The sequence below is a fragment of the Streptomyces sp. 4F14 genome (assembly GCF_048159485.1).
Lineage (GTDB): Bacteria > Actinomycetota > Actinomycetes > Streptomycetales > Streptomycetaceae > Streptomyces.
The window spans coordinates 226,395-244,768 of the sequence record NZ_JBLRVY010000013.1; the positions used below are offsets into that span (position 1 = coordinate 226,395).

The following is an 18,374-nucleotide window of genomic DNA, read 5'->3' on the forward strand; positions in this document are numbered from 1 at the left end:
GATGAACAAGGACCGTGTGGAACAACTGCGCCGCCGGGTCGCCCTGCGCACGACTCCCGTGCCGGGCCCGTCCGGTGTCGCGCGCGCCGGGTCACTGACCGAGGCGTTCGCCGCCGCCGTGCGGACGTACGGCGACCGGGTGGCCGTCCGCTGCGGGCGCCGGTCGCTGACGTACCGGCAGCTGGACGAGCGGGCGGCCGAACTCGCGGGCGCTCTCCAGGCGTTGGGCGTCGACCCGGCCCGCCCGGTGGGGATCCTGCTGGAGCGGTCGGCGGACATGGTCGCCGCCGCCCTCGCCGTGCTGCGCGTCGGCTGCTGCTACGTGCCGCTGGACCCGGCGACGCCGCGCGCCCGGCTCGACGTGATCCTCCAGGACGCGGACCCGGCCGTCGTGATCACCTCCGGGGACCTGGCCGCGCTGCCCGGCGAGCGGGCCGTCCTGCGCGTGGACGCGCCGCCGCCGTCCGGGACCGGCGCCCCGGCAGTCGTACCGGCCGGCCGGGACAGCCGGGCGTACGTCATCTTCACCTCGGGCACGACCGGCCGCCCCAAGGGCGTCCAGGTCACCCACGGGAACGTGCTCAGGCTGTTCAGCAGCAGCGAGGGGCACTACGGGTTCGGGCCCGAGGACGTGTGGTCGCTGTTCCACTCCTTCGCGTTCGACGTGTCGGTGTGGGAGATGTGGGGCGCGCTCCTGTACGGGGGCACGCTGGTCGTCGTCCCCAAGGCGACCGCGCAGGACCCGGTGGCCTTCCGGGCGCTGCTGCGCGAGGAGCGCGTGACGGTGCTCAGCCAGACGCCCACCGCCTTCAACCAGCTCGCCGCCGAGGACGTCCGCCACCCCGACCGGCTGCCGCTGCGCTGGGTGGTGTTCGGCGGGGAGGCCCTGCACTTCTCCGACCTGAAACGCTGGGCGGACAAGTACGGGGACGACACCCCGGCCCTGGTGAACATGTACGGGATCACCGAGACGACCGTCCACGCCTCCTTCCGGCGGGTACGCCGCGCCGACCTGGACCGGGGCCTGTCGCTGATCGGGCGTCCGCTGCCCGACCTGGAGTTCCTGCTCCTCGACGAGGAGCTGGCGCCGGTGGCGGCCGGGGAGACCGGCGAGATCGTGGTGACCGGCCCCGGCGTGGCCCTCGGCTACCTGGGCCGCCCCGACCTGACCCGGGAGCGGTTCGTGGAGCTGCCCGGCGGGCGGGGGCGCGGTTACCGCTCGGGGGACCTGGCCCGGCTCCTGCCCGACGGGGAGTTCGTCTACCACGGCCGCCGGGACGACCAGGTCAAGATCCGGGGCTTCCGCATCGAACTCGGCGAGGTGGAGGGCGCGTTGCGGGCCCTGGACGGGGTCGCCGAGGCGGCGGTCGTCGCCCGCGAACTGCCGCAGCAGGGCCGGGCGCTCGTGGCGTACGTCGTCGCGGACGGGCCCGGCGCCGAGCTGCGCCGACAGCTGGCGCAGGTGCTGCCGGAGTACATGCTGCCCAGCGTGTTCGTGCCCCTCGACGCGCTCCCCCTCACCCACAACGGCAAGCTCGACCGCCGCGCCCTGCCCGACCCGGCGCCGGGCGACCACACGCCGGTGGACGACACGGGCGGTGACCCGGTGGTGGCGCGGATCGTCGCCGCCATGGCCGACCTGCTGCCCGGCGGCCGGATCGCCCCCGCCGACAGCTTCTTCGAGGCGGGCGGCCACTCCCTGCTGGCGACCCGGCTGCTGGCGCGCGTGCGCACCGACTTCGGGGTGAGCGTCGCCCTGCGCGACTTCCTGCGCGAGCCGACCGCGCGCGCCCTGGCCGCCGCCGTACGCGACCGGGAGCCGGACGGGGGCCCGGTCGTGCCGCTGCTCAAGGCACCGGACCAGGAGCGGCGGCCGGCCACGTCCGCTCAGCAGCGGCTGTACTTCCTGTCGCGGATGCAGCCGGACAGCTCGGCGTACAACCTGCACATGTCCCTGCTCCTGGAGGGCGAGCTGGACGTGGCGGCGCTGGAACGGGCCTTCGTCGCGCTGGCCGAACGGCATGCTCCGCTGCGGAGTCTGCTGCGGCTGGAGGACGGTGAGGTCGTCGCCGTGGCGCTGCCCGCCGAGCGGGTGCGGGTGCCGGTGGAGGAGGCGCGCGGAGGTGAAGTGGGGCGGGTCGTCGAGGAGTTGGCGGCCGAGGAGGCGGCCCGGCCGTTCGATCTGGAGCGGGATCTGCCGGTGCGGGTGCGGGTGGTGCGGTTCGGGGAGCGGGTGCACGGGCTGCTGGTGACGTTGCACCACGTGGCCGGCGACGGCTGGTCCAACGCCGTCCTCGGGCGCGAACTCGGCGTGCTGTACGCCCACTTCGCCCAGCGGGCTTCCGGCGACCCGCTGCCCCCGCTCGCGGCCACGTACGCCGACTACGCCCACAGCATGCGGGAGTGGCTCGGTACGTCCGCCGCGCAGGGCGACCTCGACTACTGGGAGGGGCGGCTCGCGGACCTGCCCGCCGAGCACTCCCTGCCGCTGGACCGGCCCCGGCCGGAGCGGATGACGTACCACGGGGACACCGTGACCCGCCGGGTGGACGGTGACCTCGCGCGGGCGGCGCGCTCGGCCGACCTGACCCTGTTCATGCTGCTCCAGGCGGCGTTCGCGCTGCTCGTCGCCCGGCGGGGCCAGGAGCCGGACGTCGTGGTGGGCACGCCGGTCGCCAACCGGCCGGGCACCGACTTCGACGACGTCATCGGGATGTTCGTCAACACGGTGGTGCTGCGCACGCGGGTCGCCGCGTCGGGGACCGTCGGCGATCTGCTGGCCCAGGTCCGTGACCAGACCCTGCGCGATCTGGAGCGGCAGCACGTGCCGTTCGAGGAGCTGGTCAGGCGGCTCAACCCGGAGCGCAGCGCGCGGCACTCCCCGCTGTTCCAGCTGATGCTGGTCGTCCAGAACAACGAGACCGTGCCGCTGAGCCTCGACGGGCTGACGGTGACGCCTGTGCGGATGCCCGGCCAGGAGGCGAAGACGGACCTGGTCCTCGACGTCACCGAGGACGGCGCGGGGTTCCGGCTGAACTGGCGTTACAACACGGACCTGTTCGACCGGGCGACGGTGGAGGGGATGGCGGAGGAGTTCGCGGAACTGCTGGGCCGGGTGACGGGCGATCCGGGCGTCCGGCTGGGCGAGCTGCTCACGGGCGGGAGTCTCACGGGCGGGACCTCGGACGGTACTTCGGCGAAGCCGAGCGCATCCGGCCTGCTCGCGCCCGAGATCCCCGCCTCGCCCGCGTCCGGCACCCCCGCACCCACCCCCCTCCCCACCACCCACGTCCTGCTCCCCTTGCGTTCCCGCCCCGACGGCGCTCCCCCGGTCTTCGCCTTCCCCGGCATCCTGGGCCTCGGCGCCTCCTACGGGCCGCTGTCCGCCCACTTCCCCGAGCGGTCCTTCCACGCCCTGTCGACCCGGGAGGTGGTCCGGGCGCACGGCGACGGCCTGACCGTGCCGGTGCTCGCGGAGGAGTGCGCGCGGATCGTCGCGGCTCAGGCGGCGGGGCGCCCGGTGCATCTGGTGGGCCACTCCTTCGGCGGGGCCCTCGCGCATGAGGTCGCCCGGCGTCTGGTGGAGCGCGGCGGACAGGTGCTGTCGCTCGTGCTGCTGGACGCGCTCGCCCCGGAGGCGCTGCGCGCGGAGCTGGCCGAGCCTCGTGAGCGGCTGCTCGCGTTCTTCCTGGGGAGTCTCGCGGCGGCTTTCCCCGATGTCGGCCGGGAGTACTCGGCCGCTGTGCTGGCGGAGCTGGGCGCCCTGCCGGAGGCCGAGGTCCTGGACCGGGTGGAGCGGCGGATGGGCCCGGCGGCCGAGCTGGTCGGCGGTTCGCTGCGGGAGGCGTTCGCGGACTACGTCCGGCTGGCGGCCCTGGAGTGGCCGGCGGCCGGCGGGCTCACCGACGTACCCGTCCTGCTGGTGGAGGCGACGGAGAACACCGGGCGGGCGGACTTGACGGGCGGCTGGACGCCTCTTTTGAACACTGATCTCAGGTGCGAGAAGATTGCAACTGATCACGAGGGGTTGTTGCGCATGCCGGTGACGGAGACGCTGTCCGGGCTGATGCGGGACTTCTGCACACCCCACGACGCCGTGAAGGGACACCGTCCACGATGACGCGCACCACCGCCTCGCCCCCGTTCATCGCGAGGCTGCTGATCGTCGGTTCGGGCATCATGGCCCTGGCGAACTCCTTCACGGTCCCGTTCCTCGCGGTGTTCCTCCGCCGCGAGCTGAACCTCGACCCGTCGACGGTCGGTCTGATCGTCGGCTCGTCCGTGTTCTTCTCGGTGCTCGCCGGGTTCGTGGGCGGCTCGCTCTCGGACATCCTGGGCCGGCCCCGGCTGCTGCTGCTCTCGCTGCTCGGCGTGATCGCCTCGTTCCTCGGGTTCTACGTCAGCCACCAGATCCTGGCCGTGTTCGCGTGCAACGCCGCGCTGTCGATCAGCGCGGCGTCCTTCGGGCCGGTCGGCAAGGCGATGCTCAGCGACCTGCTGCCGGACGAGAAGCGCGTCAAGTGGTTCTCGTACCAGTACCTGTCGCTGAACGTCGGCTTCGCCGTCGGGCCGCTGGCCGGCGGTTTCGCGGGGGTGTCCGGGGGCCGGACCGCGTTCCTGATCTCGGCGGCCGTCTACACCTGCTACCTCGTGCTGCTCGGGCTGAGCCTGCTGTTCAGCACGGGCGTACGGAAGGCCGAGGCGGCCGGGGGCGAGCACTTCGGGTCGGTGCTGCGCGGGCTGCGGGACAGCGCGCGGGTGGTGGCGACCGACCGGCGGCTGCTGTGGTTCATCGTCGCCGGGCTGCTGCTGGAGTCCGTGCACGGCAAGATCTCGGCGCTGCTCGCCCAGCACCTCGCGATCGGCTTCCACGACGGGACGGCGATCCTCGGCTACCTGCTCACCACCAACGCCGTGACCGTCGTGGGCTTCCAGATGATCGCCTCGCGCTTCTCGGGCAAGCGGGAACCGGTCACGTCGATCATCCTCGGGGGGCTGCTGCTGTTCGCGGGGATGGTGGGCTTCGCCGTCTCCCAGGAGACCTGGCAGTTCGTGGTGGCCATGGTGGTGTTCTCGGTCGGGGAGACGTTCATCGTGCCCGCCGAGTTCGCCATCATCGACCGCATCGCGCCCGAGACCGGCCGGGGCAGCTACTTCGGCGCCCAGACCTTCGCCCAGTTCGGCGGGTTCGTCGGACCGGCGGCGGGCGGGCTGCTGCTGACCGGCTTCGGCGGCACGACGATGTTCCTCGGCGTGGGCTCGCTGGCGCTGGTCGCCGTCGCCATCTACGTACTCGTCGGCCGCCGTCTCCCCGGCATCGCGGCACCGGCCGAGCAGGAGGAGACCCGTGAACCGGCGTGAGCGCGTCGTCGGCCGCGCCCTGTCGGTGGCGGCCCTGCCCGGCCGCTGGGCCCACACGGACCGGGGCACGCTGAGGCTGCCCGGGCTGACGCGGGGCGCCGAGATCCGGCGCGACCTGCGCGGGGTGCCGTGGATCCGGGCCGACGAGGAGGGCGACCTGTACTTCGCGGCCGGGTTCGCGCAGGCCCAGGACCGGCTGTGGCAGATGGACGTGCTGCGCCGGCGGGCCCGGGGGCGGCTGTCCGAGGTGTTCGGCGCGGTGACGCGGGACGAGGACGTCCGGGCCCGCAAGCTCGCGCTGATCCGGGTCGCCCGGAGCTCGGAACGGCTGCTGGAACCTCGACACCGGGCGGCGCTCGACGCGTTCAGCGCCGGGGTGAACGCGGCCGTGCACCGCATGCGGCGGCGCGGCGGCCTCCCCGTCGAGTTCCTCCTCCTGCGCTACCGGCCCGAGCCGTGGACGCCGCTGGACTCCCTGCTCATCGTCAAGCACCTGGGTTTCGACCTCGCGGTCAACGTCAAGAACGAGACGTTCCGCGCCCGCCTGGCGGCCGAACACCCCGAGTATCTGGCCGCGTTCGCCGAACCCCGCTACCCGGAGGACGGGGCGGTGACCGTCCGAAGCGGCGCGAGCGCGGCGCCCCGCGCCTATGTCCCTCCCCCGGCCACCGCCGCCCTCCCCGCCGAGTCCCGGCGCTGGCTCGACGGCCTCCTCGACGGCGAGCACCCCATCGGCTCGAACGCCTGGGCCGTCTCCGGCACCCTCACCGCCTCGGGCCACCCGATCCTCGCGAACGACCCGCACGTCCCCTTCACCCAGCCGAGCCTGTGGTACCAGACGGGCCTGGCCCTCCCCGAGGAATACGGCTACGGCGTCACCGTCCCCGGCGTCCCCGGCCTGATCGCGGGCGCCAACCGCCGCCTCGCCTGGGGCATCACCAACGCCACCGTCGACACCCAGGACCTGTGCACCCTGCCCGACGGGCCGCCCCGGTGGCACGAGGACAGCACCATCACGATTCGCGGCGAGTCCCCGGTCACCGTCCGGGCGGCGGGCGGCGACGGCTACGTCGAACTGGACCCGCCCGGCACGGACACCCGGTACGGCCTGTACTGGAGCGGCTTCGCACCGTCCGTGGAGATCGCCGCCTGCCAGTCGATGTGGCGCGCGAGCGGCCCCGGCGCGTTTCGCGACGCCCTGAAGGGCTTCGGCGTGCCCGTCCTCAACGTCGTCTGGGCCTGCCAGGACGGCACGATCTCCGTGAAGACGGCGGGCCGCGTCCCCGCCCGGCTCCCCGGCAGCGGACGCGCCCCCGACGGGCACGCCCAGGTCGCCGCCTCCTGGCGGGACTTCCTCGACTTCGACGACCTCCCGGAGGACACCGACCCCGAGCGGGGCCACATCGTCTCCGCGAACCACAAGCTGCTCCCCGACGACGACCCCCGGGACGTCGGCGCCGACTGGGTCGCCCCCTACCGGGCCGAGCGCATCGAGGAGCTGATCACCAGCGCGCCCCGGATCACCCCCGAGACCTGCGCCGCCTGGCAGAACGACACCGCCGACGGCCGGGCCCGCCGGATCCTGCCCGTCCTGCTCACCGCCCTCGCCGAGGCACCCCCCGCCGAGCCGCTCCCGGCGGCCTGCCACCGCCTCCTCGCCGACTGGGACGGCCACGCCCACGCCGGACAGGCGGCGCCCCTGATCTTCTTCCGGCTCCTCCAGAAACTCACCGACCACTGGGTGTACGACCGCCTCGGCAAGGACCTCGCCGCCGCGATGCCGGACGTCACCCTCCAGGTCGACCATCTCCTCACCTCCCCCGGGGCGAGGCGGCGCCTGGGCGACGAGACACCGCTCCCGGCGACCGTGGCCCGCGCGCTCGCCGAGGCCGCCGCGTCGATCGCCGGGGACCACGGCGACGACCCCGCGCACTGGCGCCACGACCACGTCCACCGCCTCCGCGACCGGCACGCGCTGGCCAAGGCGGTGCCGGTCCTGTTCGGCGGGGTCACCACGCCGGCCGGCGGGAGCGGGCACACCGTCGGGCTGATGACCCCCGACCGGGAGGGGACCGTGGTGGAGGGGGCGCCCTGGCGGTTCGTCGCCGAGCTGCGGCCCGACGGGCCCCGCCTCTGGGACGTGCTGCGGCACGGCAGTTCGGGCCATCCCCGCTCACCCCACTACGAGGACCAGACCCCGCTGCACGCGGCGGGCCGCCTGTACCCGGTCCCGCTGGAGGGCCCGCCGGACCGGGCGGCCCGTGTCCTGACACTTCGGAGGCCGTGATGCCCCTGTCCCCCGCGCTGCGCGGCCTGGAGTGCGTCCAGTGCGCGGCCCGCTTCCCGGTCGGGGACCACCCCCGGGGCTGCCCCGCCTGCGACGCGGCCGGCCGCAACGCCAACCTGTTCTGCGTGTACGACGACACGACGCCCCCGGCCGACCGCCAGCCGTACCTGGACACGCCCGCGCTGGGCGAGGGGAACACCCCGCTGCTGCGGCTGCCCTGGCTCCCGGGCGTGTCCGTCAAGAACGAGGCCGCGAACCCCACCGGCTCCCACAAGGACCGCTTCGCGGCGACGGTCGTCGCCCACGCCGCCGCGTCCGGGTACGAGCGCGTCGCCATCAGTTCCTCCGGCAACGCCGGGCTCGCCCTCGCCGCGTACGCCGCAGCGGCGGGCCTGCGCTGCACGGTCGCCGGGTACACGCGGCTCCCGGAGCCGGTGCGTGCGTGGCTCGCCGACCTCGGGGCGGAGCTGCGGCTGTTCGACACCGACGCCGAACGCGTGCGCCTGGTACGGGAGTTGGCCGCGCGGCCGGACACGCTGGCCGTGTCCAACACCGCCGAGCCCTTCGTGGGCTGCCACCCGGTCGGCATCGAGGGCTACAAGCGGATCGCCTGGGAGATCGCCGGGCAGGCGGCCGAGGAGGTCCGGCACGTCGTCGTCCCCACCAGCCGGGGCGACCTCGCGTGGGGCGTCTACCGGGGGTTCGCCGACCTGTCCGGCGTACCCATGCCCCGGCTGCACCTCGTCGAGCCCTTCCCTCGGCTCGCGGCGGTCCTCGGCGGGGCGCCCGTCGGCGGGCACTTCCCCGGGGACAGCGGGCGGCTGTCGTCGATCGGCGGGCACACGACGACCGTCCAGGCGCACCGGGCCGTGACGCTCTCGGGCGGCTCGGCGGTGGTGGTCTCCTCCGACGCGGCCGGCGAGTGGTACGCGCGGCTGTGCGGGCGGGGGCACGTGTGGGAGCCCAGCAGTGTGACGGTGTTCGCGGCGTACGAGCGGCTGCGGGCGGAGGGGGTCATCGGGGAGGGCGAGCACACGGTGCTGGTGGCGACCTCGCACTTCTTCAAAGGGCTGTGACACGCGGCAACCTTCGGCAGAGCAGCGGCGACAAGCGAACCGGACAGTGAAGTCCACCCCCCACCAAGGGAGTTCGCGATGCGTACGCTCCTTGCACGGCTAGCCACCTTCCTCGCCGCCCTGGCCCTCTTCGCGGCGGCCCCCGGTACGAACCTCTCCCTGGCCCAGGCCGCCCCCGCGAAAACGGCGGCGGCCGACCAGTGGACTCCCCCCTCGAACCTGGTGCAGCCGCTCAACGAGGTCTGGAACCACGTCGAGTCGACGTACCCGAACCTCTACGGCTTCCGCAACTACGGCTGGGACCAGGTCATGGCCAACCGGGGAAGCATCAACTACTGCGTACGGTGGGACTCCGACGCCCCCGTCAGCGCCGCCCTGCGCGACCGTATCCACGCCAACCTGAAGCGGCAGTTCGCCAAGTGGATGGCGGCGATGCTGGACAACGGCACCGGCACGAACGCCTGGCCGTACACCAGCGTCCCCGTCAACATCGTCGGCTGGGCGGTGCGCAACCGCTCCACCCTCCAGTGGACCGACAACTCCGTCGACATCTACGTCAACAACATCAACGAGAACGCCCCGCAGTGCTCGCCCGACTGCGGACGCTTCTTCCACCAGGACGGCAACTACTCCCGCTGTCCCGGCGGCGCCGCCCGCCACTACGACCAGTCCCTCTGGCTCACCAAGGGCTTCGGCGGCGGCGCCGGCGGCGACTGGGGCCAGCGGGTCGGACAGGAGTACTTCGTCAACACCCTCGACCAGGAGAACATCCACATCTACCTGCACGAGGTCGGCCACACCTTCGGCCTGGACGACTTCTACGACTGGACCCCGACCGGGCAGTGCTGCTTCCTCATGAAGGCCGGGTCCGCCGCGCAGATCACCGAGTTCGACAAGTGGATGTTCCGTGACTTCTGGCGCCACCTGAAGAGCCGGTACGGCCTGTGAGCCCCGCCCGGTGAGGGGCCCGCGCCCCTCACCGGGTCAGCGTCCGTCCGGCGGCGGGGCCGCGACCCGCAGGGCCCCCGGGCGGACGTCCAGCGTGAACCGTTCGCGGGGCGGGTCCAGTACGTCGCCGTCGCACTCGAAGACGAGCGGGTGGCCGTCGGTGCGCTCCACGACGACGCTCCGGCCGCGCGCGTAGACGACGCCCTCGCGGCCGACGTGGCCGCCGTCGCGGGACAGTGCGGGGAGTTCGCGCAGGGGGAGGGCGGTGCCGACGACGCAGACGTCGAGGAGGCCGTCGTCCAGGACCGAGTGGGGCAACAGCTTGAACCGGCCGCCCCGGTGACGCCCGCCGCCGACGTCGACGAAGACGGTCGGCCCCTTCTGCACGACCTCGCCGTCGACCAGGACCCGGCCCGGGTACGGGGTGAACGTCCGCAGGGACGCGGCGACCGCCTTCTCGTACCGGTCGCGGCCCGCGTCGGCGATACCGCGAGCGGTGATCAGGGACTGGGCGACGACGCCGGTCGAGGCACCGAGCAGCACCGACGCGCCGTTCTCGGCGACACGGGCCAGGTCGATCGCCCGCACATGAGGTGCCGTCAGGGCGAGTTCGAGGGCCTCACGCCAGGGGAGGTCGGCCCAGATCTCCCGGTGGAAGGAGTTGCCGGTGCCGGTGGGGAGGGTCAGGAGGGCGGGGGCGGGGCCTGTGCCGTCGACCAGGCCCGCCGCCACCTCGTGGGCCGTTCCGTCACCCCCGATCGCCACCACCAGGTCGGGGCCGCCGGGGGTCCGGGTGCCGGCGGCTGCCTCGCGGGCGTGGCCGGGGTGTTCGGTGAGGGTGAGGCGGGTGGTGAGGCCCGCGTCGGTGAGCCGGCGGCGTACCGTCTCGGCGGTTCCGGGCTCGTAGGTGCCCGAGGCGGGGTTGGCGATCACCAGGGCCGAGGTGAACGGGTCGCTCATGACGGCACTCCTAGCCGGGGTGGACGACACGGGCAGGGGCGGAGAGGGCAGGATTCGAACCTGCGTGGGCCGAGACCCGAACCGAGTTGCCTCGGTACCCCGTTGGGCCGCTTCGGGTACCTCTCCTCGCGCCGGTCGACGGTCCGTTCGTCCGTTCCCCGGTGCACCGCAGACTCTTCCGCAGTGCCCTGACATCCCGCTGAGACGGAGCTGAGACGGCCGTTTCAGGTCACTGTCAGCGGCCGGAGCCAAGGTCGAGGCCGAGGTCCGGGTCGCCGAGCCCACGGTGGGCCAGCTCCAGGATCGTCGCGGTGACCTCGTCGAGGTCGATGGGCTCCTCCAGGCTGATCAGGTCGTCGAGGAGGCCGTCCGCGGCGTGGAAGATCATGCGCGTGGCGAGCTGCGTGTCCCGGGCGCGGAACGCTCCGACGAGGGTGCCGCGGGCGACGAAGTCGCACATCAGGTCCACGACGCGCTGGTTGGAGGCGTGGCACAGCTCCAGGGCCTTGGCGTTGGCGGAGCGGTAGACGATGCGGTGGAGGGTGGCGTTCTCGACGGCGTGTTCGACCATCGTGGTGATCAGCCGGTCGAGGCTGGGCCACCACGCGCCGCCCTCGTCGAGCATGGCGCGGGTGTCTCGCAGGAACCCGTCGACGTACTCCTCCCACATCGCGCCGAGGAGGTGGTCCTTGGAGTCGAAGTAGAGGTAGAAGGTGCCTTTGGCGACCTCGCCCGCCTCGGCGAGTTCGGCGACGGTGGCCGCGGCGATGCCCTTCTCGCGGAAGACCTCGGCGGCGCCCTTGATGAGGGCCGCGCGGCGGTCGTCGGGGCTCATGGTGCGGCGCTTGCGGCGCGCGGGCTTCTCGGGGTCTGCCGGTGCTGCCGTTGCCATGGGGCTCGTCTCCTGTCCTCGGACCCTCCGTGACGTGCCGGGGATCCCTCCCAATCTACCTGACCGACGGTCGGTCAGTTGACTGACTGACCGTCGGTCATTAGCCTCGAAAAGGCGGACCCGCTCCCCTTCGGCGTCCCCGAGACCCGTCTTTCCCGACCTTCGATCGCGAGGGAACCCGATGAGCGACACCACCGCCCCGGGCCAGCGGAAGGGGCTTCTGCTCGCCTTCCTGTGCTTCGGCGTGTTCATGGTCTATCTCGACGCCACGATCGTGAACGTGGCGCTGCCCGACATCCAGGCGGACCTGTCCACGGACATCACCCAGCTCCAGTGGATCATCGACGCGTACACGCTGACCTTCGCGTGTCTGCTGCTGACCGCCGGCACCCTGGGCGACATCCTCGGCCGCAAGCGGATCTTCCTCGCGGGTCTGGTCGGCTTCACGCTCAGCTCCGTGCTGTGCGCGCTGTCCGGCTCGATCGGGATGCTGCTCGTCGGCCGGACCCTCCAGGGCGTCTGCGGCTCCGTCATGATCCCGGTCTCGCTCGCCCTGGTCTCCGCCGCGTACACCGAGCCCGCGGCCCGCGCCAAGGCGATCGGCATCTGGGCGGGCGTCGGCGGCATCGCCCTGTCGACCGGGCCCGTGCTCGGCGGGTTCCTCGTCGACCACTTCGGCTGGCAGAGCATCTTCTGGGTCAACGCCCCCGTCGGCGTCCTCGCCACCGTCCTGCTCGCCCGCCTCCTCACCGAGAACCGCGCCCCGCGCGAGCGGCAGCTCGACCCGCTCGGGCAGCTCCTGTTCATCACGGCAATCGCGTCCCTGGCGTACGGCCTGATCGAGGGGAACGGCGAGGGCTGGACGTCCGGCGTGATCCTCGGGGCGTTCGCCGTGTCGGCCGTGACGCTGCTGCTGTTCGTGCTGTGGGAGCTGCGCCGGCCCGACCCGATGCTGCCGATGAGCTTCTTCCGCAGCCCGATCGTGGTCGTCGCCGGCCTCGTCAACTTCCTCAGCCTGTTCGGCCTGTTCGCGGTGATCTTCCTGCTGACGCTGTACCTCCAGAGCGTCAACGGGCTCAGTTCCGTCGAGACCGGCGTCCGGTTCCTCGCGCTCACCGTGCCGATCATGGTCGCCTCGTTCGCCGCGAGCGTGGTCGCCGCGAAGGCCGGGCCCCGGCTGCCGATCTTCGTGGGCTCCCTGTTCTCCGCGGGCGGCCTCTTCGGGCTCACCGTCCTGGAGGCCGGCTCCGGGTTCGGCGCGTACTGGTGGTCGCTGATCCTCCTCGGCGTCGGCGTCTCCTTCACCGGAGCACCCGCCACGGTCGCGCTGCTCGGCTCCGTCCCCGCGGAGCAGGCGGGCACCGCGTCCGGCGTCTCCAACACGTTCCGCCAGGTCGGTACGGTCTTCGGGGTCGCCCTCGCCGGCGCGCTGCTCCTGCGTCACCTGCGCGACGGCATGCCCGGCGCCCTCGCCGAGACCGGCCTCCCCGCCGAGGCGCGGGCCAAGGCCGTCGGCCTCCTCGGCGACGGCGACCTGTCCCGCGCCGCCGCCCTCCCGCCGGAGATCCGCGGAACGGTCCTGGACGCGGTCGGCCCGGTGTACGTGCAGGGCATGGACCTGGCCCTCCAGATCGCCGGGGCCGGCGCCCTCGCCGGCGGCCTGTTCGCGCTGCTCTTCCTCAAGGGCGGACCACCGGAGCAGCCCGAGGCGGTCGCCGAGACCCCGGCGAAGACCACCGGGCAGCGCACCTGATGCCGGGCGCCCCCGAGCCCGCCGTCCTGCGGCGCCTCGCCGACTGGGCCGCCCGGCTCAACCTCGACGACGCGCCCGCGCGGGTCGCCGAACACCTCAAGGCCCAGATCCTCAGCCAGCTCGCCGCCGCCCGCGCCGGATACGCGCACCCCCTCGGCGCGCGGATCACCCGGGCCTACGGCGGCCCGCTCCAGGACGATCCGGAGCGCGCCGTACGGTCGCTGTGCATGGCGACCGTCTGCCTGGACTTCGACGACACCGCGTACGCCGGTCACCTGTCGCACTCCACCGTCAACGTGCCGCTCGTGTACGCGGGGCCCCTCGGGCTCGACGGGCGGCGTCTGCTCACGGCCGTTCTCGCGGCCGGGGAGACCGCCGCGCGGATCACCGCCGCCGCGACACTCGGGCCGTTCCGGGGACAGACCGCGGGGCACACCCACCTCGCCGGGGCGGTCGCCGGACGGCTGCGCGCGGAGGACGCGGACGCCGGGACGTGGGCGCACGCGCTCGGTATGGCGTTCTCCGTGCCGACCTGGACCCTGTCGCGCGGGTTCTTCACCACCGACGCGAAACTGCTGGTCGCGGCCGTGCCCGTGCAGATCGGGCTGAGCGCCTGCGACGGCGCCCGGCACGGGCTCACCGGGCCCGAGGACATCCTCGAACACCCCGAAGGGTTCCTGCGCCGGTTCGCCGACGTGCCGCTGCCCGAGGAAGCGCTCGCCGGGCTCGGGAGCCTCTGGCACACGGAGACGTTCTCCTACAAGATCCACCCCGGCAGCGCCTACATCAGCGCCGCCGTCGACTGCGCGATCGAACTCCACCACGCGCTCGCGGACACCGCCCTCCAGGACATCGCCGAGGTCGTGGTCGAAGGCTCGGTCTTCACCGCCGGACTCGACCGCATCGCCCGCCGCCACCCCATCGGCCCCGACTCCAGCGTCGCCGCCCTCAACTTCTCCCTCCCCTACAACATCGCCACCGCCCTCCTCACCGGCACCCTCCTCCCCACCGACCTCGCACCCCCCGCGGTCACCCACCCCGACCGCTGGACCCTGGCAACCCGCGTCCGCACCGAACACGCCCCCGACCTCACACGCCGAGCCCTCCTCTCCACGGCCCCCTTGGGCCAGGCCCTACGCCGCGCGGGCCCCCGGGCCGAACCCTGGCTACGAGCCATCGACCCCACCGCCGCCGAAACCCTGCCCCCCGCCTGGCTGGAACCCGAGACGGACTTCCGCTGGGCCACGAAGAACCTCGGCGCGAGGGTGACGGTACGCCTCACGGACGGCCGCGAGCTGAGCGCGGAGAGACGGGGGGCTGTGGGGGCGGCGGGGGGTGCGGACGACGCCGGTGCCGCGCGTACCCCGAGCCGCGCGGGCGTTGCCGACGGCGCCGGTCCCCTGGCGCTCGCCCGTACCAAGTTCCTCGCGTGCGGCGGGGATCCGTACGTCGTCGAGCTGGTGGAGCGGCTTGAACATCTGCGTCCCGGCGAGGTCCGGCTCCTGGTGGATCTCGCCCTCGCCGTGCCCACCCCACGCCCCACTGCCGAGGCCGGCGTCCAGCGCGTCGCCGCTCGGGGCGCGGGCGACACCCACAACCCCCGGAAAGGCCCCGCCATGGAGACCTCGCCGCTGGAGGACGCCTACGTGGCCCTGATCGCCGCCGCGACCGCCGCCACCCACGGCGACCCACCGCCCGCACCCGCCCCCGGCGAGCGCGGCATCGAGTGGACGCTCGCCCATGTCGCCCTCAGCGAGCGCCTGTTGGCGTCCACCGCGCGTCAGGTCCTGGCCGGTACCCCCGCCGGCCTGGACAACGGCCCCGCGATGGAGCCGAAGGCCGTCGCCGACCTGATCTCCTCGGCCGGCCCGGACGTCCTCGTGGACCTGGTCCGCCGCAACGCCGCCGAGTTCGTGGGCCTGCTCGCCCGGACACCGAAGGACCGAGGGGCCGCACAGGTCGCCGTACGCCTCGTCGGGGACGACGGTGAGGAGGTGTTCAGCGGGCCCGTGCCGTGGGCCGAGATCGTACGGATGCGCGCGGAGGAACACATCCCCGGGCACACGAACCGTATTCGCCGGCTGTCTCGGGACTCATGAGAAGGAGACACGCGGCCACGCCAGCTCGGGCGGACCGTGCCCGAGAAGGGAGCCCGGCCGATGCCCGAACGGGAACAGGACAACGACGAGGCACCGAGACGCCCCCGAACAACGACCCAGCCGAACCCGAACATGCCCTCACGGCACCTACGACCGACCGAGGCAACTGACCCCCAGCCCGAAACCCCCGACGAAACCCCCGACCAAGCCGCCCACCCACAACCCCCAGCACCTCGCGCAGCCACCGCCCCCCAGCCCCTCCCCCCGAGCAAAGCCCCCGGCGCGCGGTTCCAGGCGCTCAGCCGAGCCGCCCGCCCACGAGCACAGGCCCCCGGCACGGCCGTAGACCAACCGCCTCACCTCCCCGGCGAAGACGCCGACCCCCACTGCCTCTCCCCCGGTGAAGCCGTCAGGCTGCTCGGGGCCGTCGGGGCGCGGCGTGCCGTCGTGCTGGGGGACAGTGTCGTCGACTCCGCCGGGACGGCCCTCGTGCCGGGGTACGCGCGTACCCCGTGGACGGATCGTGTCGCCGCGGCGCTGCGGGAGGCCGAGCGGCGGTCCGCCTGTCTCCAGCTGCGGGCCAGGCGGGAGTTGCCGCTGTCCCACATACGGTCGACCCAGCTCGCGGACGCGCTGGGTTTCGGTGCCGATCTCGCGCTCCTGGCCTGCGGTGGGCCGGAGTTGAGGGCACGGTCCTTCGATCCGGACGCGCTGGAGCTGGAGTTGAGCAGGGTGCTGGCGGCGTTGCGCGCGGCGGGCTGCCGGACGGTCGTCGTGGTGACGCCGTTCGACCTGGCACGGGGCGCCCAGCTTCCCCCGGACCGCCGCACGGCGTTGCGCGCACGCCAACGCCTGCTCGCGGAGCGGATCGGGGCGGTGGTCCTGCGTCACGGCTGTGTCCAGGTCGACCTGGCCGCGCACGGGGACGCCGCGGGCCCGGACCTCTGGGGCACCCGCCAGTGGCGGCTGAGCAGCCGGGGCCACGCGGTGGCGGCGGCAGCGGTCGTACGAACGCTGGGCGGGCTAACGCCCGTCTGAGGCACCCCCCTCCAGCACCCCCTTCAACCGCCCCAACGTCACCCGCATCCCCTCCGCATTGGCCCGGTGCCGTACCTCGGGCTTCGTCCCCGTGAAGAACCCCAGCAGTTCGGCCGACCGGCCCTTGCGGCCGGTGCGCAGGTCCTCCCAGTACTCGGTGATCCGCGTGCCGTCCTCCTCGGGGGTGAACCGGTAGCCCCACAGGGCGACGGGCAGGCCGAAGGTGGTGACGCGGAAGGCGAAGTCGTGGCCCTCCTCGGCGCGGACGACGCGGCAGTGGGTGAACCAGAGCCACAGCCGTTTGCGGTTGAAGCGGGTGCCGAGGGTGACGGGGCCGCGCGAGTGGACCCAGACGCCGACGCACTCGGGGGAGAACGCGCCCATGCGCCGTACGTCGCTGATGGTGCGGTAGGCCCGCCCGGGGCTCGTCCGCACCATCACGCTCTCCTCGACCCGCCACCTGCGTTCCTCGCTCACATGCCCCCCTCAGGCCCTGCTGAAGACCAGTACCGCGTTCTGGCCGCCGAAGCCGAAGGAGTTGGACACCGCGACCTCGACCGGCAGGTCACGGCCCGCTTTCGCGACGACGTCGAGGTCGATCTCGGGATCGAGGCTCTCCAGGTTCGCGGTGGGCGGGACGTGTCCGTGCTCGATGGTGAGGACCGTGGCGACGGCCTCGATGGCTCCGGCGGCGCCGAGCGCGTGCCCGACGACGCCTTTGGTGGAGGTTACCGCCGGATGCGCGCCGATGACCCGGCGGATGAGCCGCGCTTCGGAGACGTCGTTGAGCGGTGTGGACGTGCCGTGCGCGTTGACGTGGGTGACGTCGGCGCCGGTTATCCCCGCGTCCGACAGGGCCGCGCGGACGGCGAGTTCGGCGCCGGCGCCCTGCGGGTCGGGGGCGGTGGCGTGGTGGGCGTCGGCGGAGGCGCCGTATCCGCTGACGAGGCCCCGGACGCGGGCGCCCCGCGCTGCGGCGTGGTCGGGGTGTTCGAGGACGAGGACGGCGGCGCCCTCGGCGGGCACGAAGCCGTCGCGGTCGGCGTCGAAGGGCCGGGACGCGGTGGCCGTACGGCCTTTGGAGAGGGCGCCCATCTGGTGGAAGCCGGAGACGATGGACGGCACGAGAGGCGCTTCGGTGCCGCCGGTGAGGACGATGTCGCAGTGGCCGGCGCGCAGGAGTTCGCGGGCCATGCCGATGGCGGTGGTGCCGGAGGCGCAGGCGGTGGCGGTGACGAAGTTGGGTCCGCGGGCCCGGTACTCCATGGCGACGTAGCCGGCGGACATGTTGATGGACAGCATGGGGATGAGGAGCGGCGAGACCTTGTGGGGGCCTTCGTCGCGGAGGGTGTCGTGCTGTTTCTCCCAGGTGGCGGCGCCTCCGATGCCGTTGCCGAGGACGACGCCGACGCGGGCGCCGTCCCAGGCGGCCGGGTCGAGCCCGGCGTCGGCGACGGCTTCCGCGGCGGCGGCGATGGCGAACTGGTTGCACCGGTCGAGGCGCCAGGCCCGGCGCCGCCCGACGGCGGCGGCCGGGTCGAAGCCGGGGACGGCGCAGCCGAAGTCGGCGGGGGTGCCGTCGAGCGCGGGGACCGGCCCGGCGGCGGTGCCCCGGGCGTCGCGGATGCGCGCCCAGGACGCCGGGACGCCGATCCCCGCGCAGGTGACCATGCCGACGCCGGTGACGGCGGCGTCGAAGCGGGCGGTCGGCATCAGACGGTCACGCCCTTCGCCTCGATGACCTCGGCGGCGCGGGAGACGGTGTCCTGGGCGCTGATGTCCTCGTCGCCGACCTGGACGCCGAACTCCTCCTGGGCGGCGAGGGAGAGTTCGACCATGGCGAGGGAGTCGAGTTCGAGGTCGTTGAAGGTCTGTTCGGGGCTGATCTCGTCGGCTTCGAGTCCGAAGCTGGTCTGGAGCAGCGTGACCATGCGGTGGTAGATGTCGCTCATGGCGGTTC

General features: G+C 73.5%; 13 protein-coding genes and 1 tRNA gene. 8 read left to right on the forward strand and 6 right to left on the reverse strand.

Translation table 11 applies throughout. From position 1 onward, the window contains the following. The first annotated feature begins 1 nt into the window (after position 1). The 5 genes from ACLZOT_RS23865 to ACLZOT_RS23885 all read left to right on the forward strand — a co-directional run bounded on the left by ACLZOT_RS23865 (position 2) and on the right by ACLZOT_RS23885 (position 9,672). On the forward strand, positions 2-4,120 hold the full coding sequence (locus tag ACLZOT_RS23865; RefSeq protein WP_416971071.1) for an amino acid adenylation domain-containing protein: 4,119 nt from the start codon (positions 2-4) through the stop codon (positions 4,118-4,120). Beyond that, positions 4,117-5,361: an MFS transporter gene (locus tag ACLZOT_RS23870; RefSeq protein ID WP_416971072.1), complete on the forward strand. Its 1,245-nt coding sequence runs from the start codon at positions 4,117-4,119 to the stop codon at positions 5,359-5,361. Before ACLZOT_RS23865 ends, ACLZOT_RS23870 begins: the two co-directional genes overlap by 4 nt. After that, positions 5,348-7,648, forward strand: a complete 2,301-nt coding sequence (locus ACLZOT_RS23875) for a penicillin acylase family protein (RefSeq protein WP_416971073.1) — start codon at positions 5,348-5,350, stop codon at positions 7,646-7,648. Before ACLZOT_RS23870 ends, ACLZOT_RS23875 begins: the two co-directional genes overlap by 14 nt. Beyond that, positions 7,648-8,724, forward strand: a complete 1,077-nt coding sequence (locus tag ACLZOT_RS23880; protein ID WP_416971074.1) for a threonine synthase — start codon at positions 7,648-7,650, stop codon at positions 8,722-8,724. Before ACLZOT_RS23875 ends, ACLZOT_RS23880 begins: the two co-directional genes overlap by 1 nt. A 78-nt stretch (positions 8,725-8,802) precedes the next feature. After that, positions 8,803-9,672, forward strand: coding sequence for a hypothetical protein (locus tag ACLZOT_RS23885; protein ID WP_416971075.1), 870 nt, complete (start codon positions 8,803-8,805; stop codon positions 9,670-9,672). Positions 9,673-9,708: 36 nt separating this feature from the next. Here the strand turns inward: ACLZOT_RS23885 and ACLZOT_RS23890 are convergent, their stop codons facing one another. The 3 genes from ACLZOT_RS23890 to ACLZOT_RS23900 all read right to left on the reverse strand — a co-directional run bounded on the left by ACLZOT_RS23890 (position 9,709) and on the right by ACLZOT_RS23900 (position 11,524). After that, positions 9,709-10,632, reverse strand: coding sequence for a diacylglycerol/lipid kinase family protein (locus ACLZOT_RS23890; protein ID WP_416971076.1), 924 nt, complete (start codon positions 10,630-10,632; stop codon positions 9,709-9,711). Positions 10,633-10,671: 39 nt separating this feature from the next. Then, positions 10,672-10,758, reverse strand: a tRNA-OTHER gene (locus tag ACLZOT_RS23895). Positions 10,759-10,867: 109 nt separating this feature from the next. After that, positions 10,868-11,524 (reverse strand): TetR/AcrR family transcriptional regulator, encoded by a 657-nt coding sequence (locus tag ACLZOT_RS23900; RefSeq protein ID WP_416971077.1) that lies wholly within the window; start codon positions 11,522-11,524, stop codon positions 10,868-10,870. Positions 11,525-11,705: 181 nt separating this feature from the next. Here ACLZOT_RS23900 and ACLZOT_RS23905 point away from each other — a divergent pair, with 181 nt between their 5' ends. From ACLZOT_RS23905 to ACLZOT_RS23915, 3 genes are all read left to right on the forward strand, one after another. Continuing rightward, positions 11,706-13,277: an MFS transporter gene (locus ACLZOT_RS23905; RefSeq protein ID WP_416971078.1), complete on the forward strand. Its 1,572-nt coding sequence runs from the start codon at positions 11,706-11,708 to the stop codon at positions 13,275-13,277. Then, complete coding sequence (locus ACLZOT_RS23910; RefSeq protein WP_416971079.1) at positions 13,277-15,376, forward strand: MmgE/PrpD family protein; 2,100 nt, start codon at positions 13,277-13,279, stop codon at positions 15,374-15,376. The genes ACLZOT_RS23905 and ACLZOT_RS23910 overlap by 1 nt, the downstream gene beginning before the upstream one ends. A 447-nt stretch (positions 15,377-15,823) precedes the next feature. After that, the gene (locus tag ACLZOT_RS23915) at positions 15,824-16,414 is read left to right on the forward strand and encodes a GDSL-type esterase/lipase family protein (protein WP_416971080.1); all 591 of its coding nucleotides are present in this window, start codon (positions 15,824-15,826) and stop codon (positions 16,412-16,414) included. On the opposite strand, the gene ACLZOT_RS23920 is transcribed toward ACLZOT_RS23915, so the two are convergent. The 3 genes from ACLZOT_RS23920 to ACLZOT_RS23930 are packed head-to-tail and all read right to left on the reverse strand — an operon-like array spanning position 16,400 to position 18,366. Then, positions 16,400-16,891, reverse strand: coding sequence for an SRPBCC family protein (locus tag ACLZOT_RS23920; protein WP_416971081.1), 492 nt, complete (start codon positions 16,889-16,891; stop codon positions 16,400-16,402). The two genes, ACLZOT_RS23915 and ACLZOT_RS23920, sit on opposite strands and share 15 nt — an antisense overlap. A 9-nt stretch (positions 16,892-16,900) precedes the next feature. After that, the gene (locus tag ACLZOT_RS23925; protein ID WP_416971082.1) at positions 16,901-18,127 is read right to left on the reverse strand and encodes a beta-ketoacyl-[acyl-carrier-protein] synthase family protein; all 1,227 of its coding nucleotides are present in this window, start codon (positions 18,125-18,127) and stop codon (positions 16,901-16,903) included. Then, positions 18,127-18,366, reverse strand: coding sequence for an acyl carrier protein (locus ACLZOT_RS23930; protein ID WP_416971083.1), 240 nt, complete (start codon positions 18,364-18,366; stop codon positions 18,127-18,129). The genes ACLZOT_RS23925 and ACLZOT_RS23930 overlap by 1 nt, the downstream gene beginning before the upstream one ends. Positions 18,367-18,374: the final 8 nt, after the last annotated feature.